At 64.2% G+C, this 9178-nt stretch carries 10 protein-coding genes; 3 read left to right on the top strand and 7 right to left on the bottom strand.

All coding sequences use genetic code 11. The features are described from left to right. The first annotated feature begins 184 nt into the window (after positions 1-184). From FHY03_RS20640 to FHY03_RS20630, 3 genes are all read left to right on the top strand, one after another. On the top strand, positions 185-439 hold the full coding sequence (locus FHY03_RS20640) for a hypothetical protein (protein WP_183932313.1): 255 nt from the start codon (positions 185-187) through the stop codon (positions 437-439). Positions 440-619: 180 nt separating this feature from the next. Continuing rightward, positions 620-1057 carry a LexA family transcriptional regulator gene (locus FHY03_RS20635; RefSeq protein ID WP_183932312.1) on the top strand — a complete coding sequence of 146 codons (438 nt, stop codon included), beginning with the start codon at positions 620-622 and terminating at the stop codon, positions 1055-1057. A 3-nt stretch (positions 1058-1060) separates the two neighbouring features. Then, positions 1061-2323, top strand: a complete 1263-nt coding sequence (locus FHY03_RS20630) for a Y-family DNA polymerase (protein WP_183932311.1) — start codon at positions 1061-1063, stop codon at positions 2321-2323. Here FHY03_RS20630 and FHY03_RS20625 read toward each other — a convergent pair. The 7 genes from FHY03_RS20625 to FHY03_RS20595 form a co-directional block, all read right to left on the bottom strand. Beyond that, positions 2282-2962 (bottom strand): hypothetical protein, encoded by a 681-nt coding sequence (locus FHY03_RS20625; RefSeq protein ID WP_183932310.1) that lies wholly within the window; start codon positions 2960-2962, stop codon positions 2282-2284. The genes FHY03_RS20630 and FHY03_RS20625 overlap by 42 nt on opposite strands. Positions 2963-3295: 333 nt before the next feature. Beyond that, the gene (locus tag FHY03_RS20620) at positions 3296-3601 is read right to left on the bottom strand and encodes a hypothetical protein (RefSeq protein ID WP_183932309.1); all 306 of its coding nucleotides are present in this window, start codon (positions 3599-3601) and stop codon (positions 3296-3298) included. A gap of 194 nt (positions 3602-3795) precedes the next feature. Next, positions 3796-4398 carry a hypothetical protein gene (locus FHY03_RS20615; protein ID WP_183932308.1) on the bottom strand — a complete coding sequence of 201 codons (603 nt, stop codon included), beginning with the start codon at positions 4396-4398 and terminating at the stop codon, positions 3796-3798. Next, positions 4335-4847, bottom strand: a complete 513-nt coding sequence (locus tag FHY03_RS20610; RefSeq protein ID WP_183932307.1) for a DUF2726 domain-containing protein — start codon at positions 4845-4847, stop codon at positions 4335-4337. The genes FHY03_RS20615 and FHY03_RS20610 overlap by 64 nt, the downstream gene beginning before the upstream one ends. A 270-nt stretch (positions 4848-5117) precedes the next feature. Next, on the bottom strand, positions 5118-5453 hold the full coding sequence (locus FHY03_RS20605; RefSeq protein ID WP_183932306.1) for a single-stranded DNA-binding protein: 336 nt from the start codon (positions 5451-5453) through the stop codon (positions 5118-5120). Positions 5454-5668: 215 nt separating this feature from the next. Then, complete coding sequence (locus tag FHY03_RS20600) at positions 5669-6265, bottom strand: hypothetical protein (protein ID WP_183932305.1); 597 nt, start codon at positions 6263-6265, stop codon at positions 5669-5671. 555 nt (positions 6266-6820) lie between these two features. After that, positions 6821-9031 (bottom strand): ParB/RepB/Spo0J family partition protein, encoded by a 2211-nt coding sequence (locus FHY03_RS20595; protein ID WP_183932304.1) that lies wholly within the window; start codon positions 9029-9031, stop codon positions 6821-6823. Between the last annotated feature and the right edge of the window lie 147 nt (positions 9032-9178).

Here is a 9178-nt window from a genome sequence, read left to right as displayed (position 1 = left end):
CTTCGCGGCGAGCAGCGGGGGGATGGGGGGCAAGCTGAATCGCACCCTGGCGCGGGCCGGAGCGAAGCGACAACACGGGGGTGCTATTCAGCTTGTTGGGGAAGGGGGCCGCGCGCCCCTTTCCCGCTCAAACAGGTATGTGGCCGGTAGGCCGCAATCTCGGTAAGGTGGCTACGTGCCTCAAATGCTCATCATGACCGTAACGTTGGCGCTGGTCGTTACCTGGGCCGCGATGCCGATGTGGCGCGATCATTTGCCCGGTGGCGTGAGGACGGTTCCGATCGTCGCCGCTGCTTGGCTGCTGATGCTATTGGCGTGGACATGGGTAGATCCTTCGGGATCGGCACAAGAGCGCGTCGTCGCAACCGGGTTCCTCCTCGTCGGGTTAGCGCTGCTGGCGCGTGATATCATCTGGCCGAAAGCCAACGAGCAGGATTGAAGGCACCGGGGCGTTGCGGGGCGGAGCCCCGCTGAGGGGGTAGGGCGAGACGCGGAACGCGGCTCGCACTCAGGGGGAGACTTCCCCCCTCTGTCCTTCTTCTTGCGACAGATTACACACGCGCCCTGTTCCCTTTCCGTTCTCAAACGCGTTACAATGGCGGTGAAAAGGGATTCTCTCATGCTGTTGCCGTTGTTGCAGCCGGTCCCGATCGCGGAGGTGTCACCGGGGCTGCGGCTTCGGATCATCGGCGCGGCCGGAGCTGGCTTTCCGTCTCCCGCCCAAGATTGGGCTGACGATGCCATTAGCCTCGTCGAATTGCTGCGCCTCGATCGCGCCGCCAGCTTCGTTTTCCGCATCAGCGGGTCGAGCATGGCTGACGCCGGCCTCTACGATAACGACGTGGTTGTGGTCGATCGCGACACGAAACCGGCGAATGGTCATATCGTGATCGCCATCGTCGACGGCGGTTTCGTCGTGCGTCAGTTGGTGATGCGGCAAGGTCGACCATTTCTCGAAGCCCGCAACGCTCGGATGGTGTACGAGCCGACACTTGCCGACGAAACGGTTGAGGTTTGGGGCGTCGTTCGGGCAGGCGTCCGCGACTATCAGCGCTGAATTATGTCCTGGGGCATTGTCGACGTAGCGAACTTCTACGTCTCTGCTGAGCGGCTGTTCGATCCGGCCTTGCGGAAAGTGCCGGTGATCGTCCTTTCTAATAACGACGGCTGCGCTATCGCTCGCTCCGAAGAGGCGAAGGCGCTGCACATCAAAATGGGCGATCCGGTCTTCAAGCTGCGCGACACGATCCGCAAGCATGGCATTCAGCTTAGGTCATCGAATTACGAACTCTATGCGGATCTCAACCGGCGCTTCAACGAAGTGCTGGGCGAGTTTAGCGACGTGGTTGAGGTCTATTCGATCGATGAAAGCTTCTACCGTGCGCCGGTGCTCGCGAACGGCCTGGGCGACGTCGCCGGCGCGCATCGCGTCCGCGAGGCGATAGCCCGATCTGTCGGCCTGCCGACACGGATCGGGCTCGGCCCTACGCGCACGCTGAGCAAGGTCGCGAACGCATTGGCGAAGGCGACGGAGAAAGTGTGGGGCGGCGTCGTGGATCTCCACGACACGGAGCTGCGCGCGCGGCTGTTCGCCAAGTGGCCGGTCGGTGAGGTGTGGGGCATCGGCCGCGCGCTGGAAGCGCGGCTGAAGCCCCTCGGCATCACGACGACGGCGGACCTGGCTGCAATGCCTCCGGCCGTCGCGCGCGACGTTGGCACCGTTGTGCTCGAACGCCTCGTGCGCGAGCTGGGCGGGGTCGAGTGCGACGACTTTCGGCCGGAGCCTGAGGCGTTGAAGGCGACCGCCGTCACGCGCCAGTTTGGCGAGCCGGTGCGCGACCTCGATGCGCTGCGCGAGGCGATGGCGCGGCGCGCGTGGCGCGCGGCCGAGAAGATCCGCGCGCAAGGGTTGGTCGCGACGCGGCTGATCGCCTTCGCGCACGGGTCGCGCTACCGGCCGAACCCGCCGAACGCCTCGCGATCGGCGCGTCTGTCGCCGGCGACGAACGATCCGCGCGTGATCGTCGGCATCGCCGGCCGCATGGTCGAAAGCATGTTCGAGCCGGGCGGCGTCTATACCAAGTGCGGCATTCTGCTGGAGGATCTGAGCGCGGAGGGAGCGCCGCAAGGCGATCTCTTCGCGTCGGCCGATCCGAAGGCGCCGGAGCTGCTGGCGACGATCGACGGGCTCAATGCCCGGTTCGGTCGCGACACGATCACGCTGGCCGCGCAAGGTCGCGGTGCGCGTGGCTTCGATACGAAGCGAAGTCAGAAAAGCCCGTCATGGACGACGAACCTCGCTGAGATCCCGATCGCGCGTTGACCGCGCAAGGGGCCATCGCACCCACCCCTTGATGCGCTTCGCTACGCGGACCGTCTTCGAGGAGCGTTTTACATCGCCGACATACAGAAATGGGCGACAATGCTCGAATAGCTCACCTAGCTTAGCATCGATCTCAACAGCTATATCGCCGGGCGCGGTTAAATCGGTAGCACTCACCTTATCCGTTCTTGAGTGAAGCTGGATGATAAGGCGTGTTTTCCTTTCGAGTAGCTTCTCGATCTGGGAAGCAATGCCGGACACACTGTCGTCAAAGAGATTTCGTGCTGCGCGCCGTCCGTTGGAAACCTTAAACAGGGCGACAGGATCGGGGATCATGCCATGTGCATCAGGGTTCATGCCAAAGGCGATTTCGTGCTGACGTTCGGCAACGGCGGTTCGGAACTCATCGAGCCATTCGAGACGCCGGGGCAAAAGGCTCACGAATAGGGTCGTCAATGAAGTTTCGGCCTGGGCCGCGGCAACGCGTGCCGATCGCCACGCCGATATCGCGGACAAGAGGGTGGCGCAGAATGCGAGGAAAGCCACCGTCACTGTGCCGATACCGACTAGCAGCACCGCCTGCGGTGCGTGTTCCAAGCTGAGGAACCAAGTGACGAGCGAAGGGGGCGGGTTGGTCATACGGGGTTATATGTAGGCCGGTCGATCTATCAAAGCGGTTCGGAAAAAATCACCTGTAGACTGGTATTCGCTTGCAAGCGCTATTTTACGATAGCGTTTGCAAGCGTCGGGAGGGCGTTCACGGCCGATCGGAAACCCCTTTCGTGGATGCGGTCGCCAAGAGGCGGGGCATTTCCCGGGTTGCTTCTCGCCAACTGGCCGGGCCGCGGCCGCGATCGGCCGTGAACAAGCGCGGTGTACGCGGCCGGTCTTAACACGGGGTAAGAGCGCGACGAGCCACGCGAGCGGAAAGCCCGCCCTGGCCTAAGCCGGAGCGGGCTGGAACGATCCCGATCAGCCGGGGCCATTCCACTTGTTGTCGCGAGCGGCCATGACGAGCGCGACGATCTCGGGGGAGCGAAACCGCTCTCCGCGCTCGATGTTACGAAGCCCCGGCCCGGTGAGAACGTCGCGCACGCGATCCTCGATCACTTGGTTCACCTCGGCCAGCGTCGCCTCTCGGTCGTAACCGGACTGCTCAAGGTCGGACTGAGCTTCGATCTCTGCCTTAGCGGTCATGGCGTGCTCAAGCGCGTCGATCGCGGCGTTGCCTAGCGCTCGCTCGAAGTCGAGCTGCGCGAAAAGGCGGAATGTGGACATGGGAAACCTCCGTGTGCCGTTATTGGCGTCCTAGTGGGAAGGGGGTGGAGAGGCCGGGGTCAGGGACCGCGAAGCGGCCGCGCCAGCGGGCAGCGGGGGAGCCGATTTGCGCAGCAAATTGGGGGGACCGCTGATCCTTGACGGGCTCGGAACCGCCTTCATGCTAGGACGACAACTGACGGACACCCTACAAACTAACGCCCGCCCGTAGGGCGGTCCGCCGTCTTCTGGGCCGCTTTGTCCTCGTTCGCTTTTCGCAGGGTTGCTTCCAGCTTGACCGATGGCCCCGCCAGTCGCTCAAAGATGCCGCCCGACGGCATACAACGTAGCGCCTGAAAAGCGTTAGCCGCGTCAGCTCGGTTCCCCGGCGCTGCCGTGACAATCTCTCGTTCAAATCGCAGACAATCCGCCTGTCGGTAATTCTGCCGGAGAATGCTGTCGGAGAAAGCCGCTAATATAAACGCGGTTGTCACGATGATAATTGTTATCATCGATGCTCGCGACCTTTTCTCTCCCAATACGTAGACCTCGTATCCCTCATGCAACACGACGGATAGGCCGATCAACGCGAAGAAATACAATGTAGGAGACGCCCATGCGGCGACGTATTGGACGTTAACAGCCCACAGCGCGCCAACTAGACCGACGCCGCCAACCTTCAACGCGAAACGACGCTTGCGGCTCTCGATATCGCTATCCGGCGACTCGTCAGAAATTTCCTCCCCTGTCACGCTCACGCGATCACGCTCTCGATCGCCGGCAACACCGCGGCGCGGACCTGCGCGGCGGTCGGCCACGGCCGGTTAGATATGCGGACGGTCGGATAGCCTGCGGCGAGCAGCATCGCGTCGCGCTTAGCGTCACGCGAGCGCGCCTCGCCGCTGTCGTGGCTGCTGTCGTCGAGCTCGATCACGACGAGGGCCTGGCCCTCGCGCGTGCAAGCGAGGAAGTCGACGCGCTTGCGATCGAACCGGCCGCGCGCGCGAAAGGCGCGCGTGCGGTCGGTGCCGGCGCGGGTCGTGACGAGCGCGCTCATGGCGACCTGGGCGAGTATGCGACATTCGGGAATAGCCGTCTCAAGGATCGGCAGGAACTCCGCCTCGGCCGGCGAAAGGATCTCGGCGCGCTCGATATCCGCAAACTCGCCCGCAACGGCGGTGCGGGCGGCGACGAGGCGGAGATAGAGGATGCCGATCGCCGCGAGGGCTGCGGCTGCGGCGGCTAATAAGACGTAGGTAGTCGCCACGTCCTTACGCTCGATCGCCGGGGCGGCGAGCGGCGTCGAAACGGCGCTGGGCGACCCGGACCCGTGCGGCCTGCCGCTGGCGAAGGTCGCGGACGATCGGGGCGGCGGACCATGCGACGGCGCCGAGCACAGTCAGTGCGGCGGTGGCAACGTAGAGGCTTGCCCCGATTATCTGGCCGATGGTGGCCGGTTCGGCGCTGTAGGGTGGAATACCTTGCATCGATCGTCCTTCACGAGCGGTGCGGGCCGGCTTTCGCCGGCCCCGCGTTGTCAGTCGTCGGTGGGCTTGGGGTCGGTGAGGTCCAGTCGCTCGATGTGGAACGACGTTTCCTTGATCTTCTTCCCCTCGAACTCGCGCTGTCCGATATCGACGGTGCCCTGGATGCGGACCCGGCGACCCTCGACATTGAGCCGCTCGATGATCTCGATCAGCTTGGGCCGGAAGCACACCGCCTCAAGCCATGTCGTGCGCTCCACCTTCTCGTCGTCGTTGTTCGTGTAGCTCCGGTCGACCGGGATGGTGAGGCGTATCCACTTGCGATCCCCGGTGCCCTTCTCGACCTTGCGAACGGCTCCGAAGGCTTCAAACGTCAGATCGTTCAACATCGTATTCACTCCTGGCTGGTGTCGTTGACGAGAGCGTCACGCGGTCGAAGCCGGCGCGGTCATGCTGAAAAACGGAGGGTCCGGCGAAGCTGGAAGCCGTAGGCGCGCAGCGCCGGTTTTCTGCTTGACCGTAGAAGCCGGCGAAGGCCGCAGCTCTCGACAGTCAACGCGCCCTGCCTGGGTGACGGAGTGTCCCGACAGCCAGACGTTTGAAGTCACTTGTTCGACCGTCCGTGGCCGAGTGTGGCTTCGGCGCTCGCCAGCTCCGCAACCTTCACGGGGCCGTCTGCCTGGAACACTGCGACGAGATACCGTGACCCGTGGCTACGGTCGCGGGTGAGGGTGCCATACATGACCATGCGGGCGCGATCGTCGATCAGGTCTTCGCGGAAGCCCTTGCGGTCCACCTTGAAACCGACGCCAGCGGGCGGCGTGGGCGAGGGGGTCTTGCGGGTATAGTCGCGATATTCGAGCTCACCCCATATCGCGATCCCGTCATAGTGATGGGTGACGATGTAGACGGAAGCCGGAACGCCTCTCTTGGGGATGACGCCTTTCGGTGGGGGCGTGACGAAGCGCGCCTCCTGCGCCTCGGGTTGTGAATCGAGCATGGTATTGGCGACGATCGACGCGGGCTTGCGCGCGACGAGGGCCGCGACGAACTCGGCCGCACCGCGCGCGCCAAGCCGCGCGAGCTGGTCGGCGTCCGCTCCCTCGACGTCGACGAGCGCGAAGCCGATCGGCTTCGCCGTCGCCGGCGCTGCCAAGGCGACGGCGACGCCGGCCATCAGACGGAACAGGGTACGAGTCATCAAAAACATGCCTCCGCGCTACACATTGGCGGCGCATAGTCACGGTTCTGGAATGGTGGCGCAAGCGGAAAGCGCGAGCGGGGCACGGCCTAGCCGTGCAACGTGCCCGGTCCATAGGAGCGGGCTAGGTCGCGCGCAGCGTGACCCTCGCGCGGGGCAGGGGCAGGGCGTCCGCCTTCGGCGGGTGTTATTTGTCTCGTCGGGCGCTGCCCGAACCCGGAGTATTTGGCTGAGCAAGCGGAAGCTATTTTGATCCGTGCTTGTCAGTTTGAGCCGGTGCAGCGGCCTCGGCGTCGCTATAGGCACGTCGTAAACCTAGCCACGCCATCAGCAACACTATCCCGATTAGCAGGGCGATTAAGGTGTTTAGGTGTTCCGCGAGGAACGAACCCACCGCTGAGTTGATCGACTTCGGCATTTCACCTCCACGGCTCCACCATAACAGCGTCAGCCTTGATATTAAACGATAGCTTTTGAAAGCGTTTGATAGCTGGGCGGCCTTTCCCGTGTGAAAGCACGAAGAGGGGGACCGCTCGGAGCGGCCCCCCGGCCTCGTTACTCGGCCTCTACCGGCTCCTGCGCGTCAACCGGGGCCTCGGGGCCATCGGTGCCACTATCGCCCTCGTCGTCGTCCTGCGGGCCGTCCTCGTCCTGCTGGTCGTCGTCCTGCTGGTCGTCGTCGTCATCCTCGGGGGTCGGCTCGGGAAGGCTCTCGATGGGAGCCGTTTCGAGGAAGTCCGGCATCCAGCATTGCGCTTCCCCAAGGTCGTCGGGATGGAAGCCGAGCAGTTGGGCGTCTGCCTCGTCGCAGTTGACGACACGGGCACAGAAACCCGCCGTCTCACTCGATTTCATCCCCTTGGCACGGTCGCCCATGCCCCACTGGTCGAGCAGGTCCAACCGGGCCTTGTGCGAGAACATGGCGAACAGGTCCTCGTTCACATCGAGGTCGTCGCGCCAGCGATTGAAGCCGGGTTCCGCCTCGATGTTGTTGGCAAGCTCGCGAACCATGCGCGGGGTGCGACCGTCGTTGAAATTGGAGGTCGTGGCCATCAGCATGTGACCGGCGACGAGCGCAGCGGCCTTGTTCTTCACGTCCTGCCCCTCGGCGCGGAATAGATAGAAGCCCTCGGCGGGATCGCGCACGTCGGCCCAAACCTGAGCGCGCATATCGGCTTTGATCTTCGCCCACTTCGCGCGCTCGGGCCGATCCTTGACGATGCCGTGAAGCTTGCTGCTGCCGTCGTCGTCTTCGGGGAGGCTGAGGATGCCTTGCTGATCGCCGGGGTAGTTGGTCCCACCGTTCCACGAAGGAACGCCACGCAGGATCGTGCGGGCTTGGCTGTAGAGCAGCCAATCCATCGCCAGCGTCGATCCGCTCGCGGCGGTGTAGAACAGTTCCTCGCGGATCATGTCGCGGCGCATCAGCATCAGCCCCTGCATGTTGTCCTTCGACAAGCCATAGCGGGCGCGCTCGGCTTCCTCGGGCGTCTGCGGGGCGGCTGCTGCTGCGGTGGCCTTGGTGCCCTTCGGCACCTCTAGGCCCTTCTCGGCGCGGCTGGCGTAGTAGAGCGCAACGGTGAACTCGCCATCCGTGTCGAGGGTCGCGATCCCGACGACTGCGCCCTTCTTGGGGAGGATGATGCTACGCGCGTCCTCAAGGTCCGCCAGCTCGTTTTCGAGCCGCGCTGCTTCTTCCTCGTCCGCCTCGGCAATCTGATCGTGCTCGCCGCCTAGAACGGTAAGCCGGTTCATGATCTGAACGCACCGCGCCTCGTCCTGATCGGACAGCGGCCCGCGCTTCGGCTCACGGATCGCAAGCTCGCTGTCGGTCTGCGAGTAGCCGTATTGCTTGATCTGCGGGGGTTCCTCGGCCCACGAAAAGCGGAGGTCTGCCGTGCCCCAATTCTCGCCAAGCACCCGGCCATTGCGCGAGATTGTGTGCTCGAACTGATCGCGGTCCTCGGCCATCTTGGTCCCGGCGAGGGTGTGAAGGATCGCCGGGTGCATGATCCGTCCGGTGCCTTCCTTCTGGAAAAGATCGGCCTCGAAGTCGCCGCCAGCCTCGCGATAGGCATCGACACCGACATAGCGGATCAGCCGGGTAAGCTCATGGTCGCCCACGTTCATCGCGGCGCGGATCGAATGGGCGCTGCGCTGGTGGTCGTGCGGCTTCTCGGCAAGCTGCTGGTGAACCGCGATCTGTAGCGCCTGATCCTCGGTCGCGGCGTATGCCATCGCCTGAGCATCGTCCATGCGGCCCGCGACATAGAGCGTCATCAACTCGGGCGCGAGATTGGCAAGGCGCATGATGCGCGCGGAACGCGGGCCGTCGTAGCCGAACACCGCGCCGATCTGCTCGGTGGTGAGGTCGGGACGGTCGGCCTTCATGTTCGCGAAGCCCCGGTAGATTTCCGCGATACGGGGCTGCTTGCGCGCATAATTCTCGGCAAGCGATACCTCGCTGATCTTGGTCGGGTCGGAAATCAGCACACAATCCCACGTCATCGCGCGCCGCTCGGGGAACTCGTCGGCCAGCTCGGCAAGAGCCGTCCGCCGCCCTTCGCCCGCAACGACGACGTAGCCCTCGGCCTTCTTGCGCCCGATCTTGGGACGCGGCGCGACAACCATCGGCTGCAACAGGCCAATGGAGAGGATCGAGGATTTCAGGGTGCGCTTGTCGGCCTCGTCGTGCTTGACGACGCGCATGTTGTCGTCGGTCGAGAAAAGCTGATCGATGGTCACGGTGACGGTCGGAAGTGTCATGCTGCTTGCTCCTTCTTCTGCAATCCCCGGCGGGGACCGCCGGCCTGCGGCCGGCGGCCCTGCCTTCGCGGCGAGCAGCGGGGGGATGGGGGGCAAGCTGAATCGCACCCTGGCGCGGGCCGGAGCGAAGCGACAACACGGGGGTGC

This window comes from Sphingomonas sp. BK345, from assembly GCF_014193845.1.
Classification (GTDB): Bacteria; Pseudomonadota; Alphaproteobacteria; order Sphingomonadales; family Sphingomonadaceae; genus Sphingomonas.
The sequence above is the reverse complement of the archived record's forward strand: the minus strand, read 5'-3'. Positions and strand labels throughout refer to the sequence as shown.

Coding starts and splice junctions, on each gene's coding strand:
- FHY03_RS20620 (WP_183932309.1), bottom strand. CDS start 3,601: ATGTCCACATTCCGCCTTTTCGCGCAGCTCGACTTCGAGCGAGCGCTA.
- FHY03_RS20635 (WP_183932312.1), top strand. CDS start 620: ATGCTGTTGCCGTTGTTGCAGCCGGTCCCGATCGCGGAGGTGTCACCG.
- FHY03_RS20595 (WP_183932304.1), bottom strand. CDS start 9,031: ATGACACTTCCGACCGTCACCGTGACCATCGATCAGCTTTTCTCGACC.
- FHY03_RS20630 (WP_183932311.1), top strand. CDS start 1,061: ATGTCCTGGGGCATTGTCGACGTAGCGAACTTCTACGTCTCTGCTGAG.
- FHY03_RS20625 (WP_183932310.1), bottom strand. CDS start 2,962: ATGACCAACCCGCCCCCTTCGCTCGTCACTTGGTTCCTCAGCTTGGAA.
- FHY03_RS20600 (WP_183932305.1), bottom strand. CDS start 6,265: ATGACTCGTACCCTGTTCCGTCTGATGGCCGGCGTCGCCGTCGCCTTG.
- FHY03_RS20605 (WP_183932306.1), bottom strand. CDS start 5,453: ATGTTGAACGATCTGACGTTTGAAGCCTTCGGAGCCGTTCGCAAGGTC.
- FHY03_RS20640 (WP_183932313.1), top strand. CDS start 185: ATGCTCATCATGACCGTAACGTTGGCGCTGGTCGTTACCTGGGCCGCG.